1 pseudogene is annotated in these 243 nt (G+C 65.8%); it reads left to right on the forward strand.

Annotated features, from left to right (window positions below):
* Positions 1 to 243 (forward strand): annotated as a pseudogene (locus JZX87_RS31150) (MBL fold metallo-hydrolase); the annotation flags it as partial.

The raw sequence follows: 243 nt of genomic DNA on the forward strand, positions 1-243 counted from the left end.
GCTTGTCGCCCACCATCGGGAAGTCGCGTTCTGGCAGGATGACGGCAATCTGAGCCGCGCGTCCGAGCGCGCCCGTGGCAACTTCCTCGTCGCGCGTCAGGCGTTCGATGGCTATCGCGACAGACTGCGTACTATCGAGGGCGGCGAGGTGCTGCCCGGCATCACAGCGATGCCGCTTCCGGGCCACACCGCCGGGCACACCGGCTATTGGCTCGATTCAGGTGACAAAAGCCTGCTGGTCTG

It is taken from the genome of Agrobacterium sp. Ap1, from assembly GCF_017313375.1.
GTDB lineage: Bacteria > Pseudomonadota > Alphaproteobacteria > Rhizobiales > Rhizobiaceae > Neorhizobium > Neorhizobium cellulosilyticum.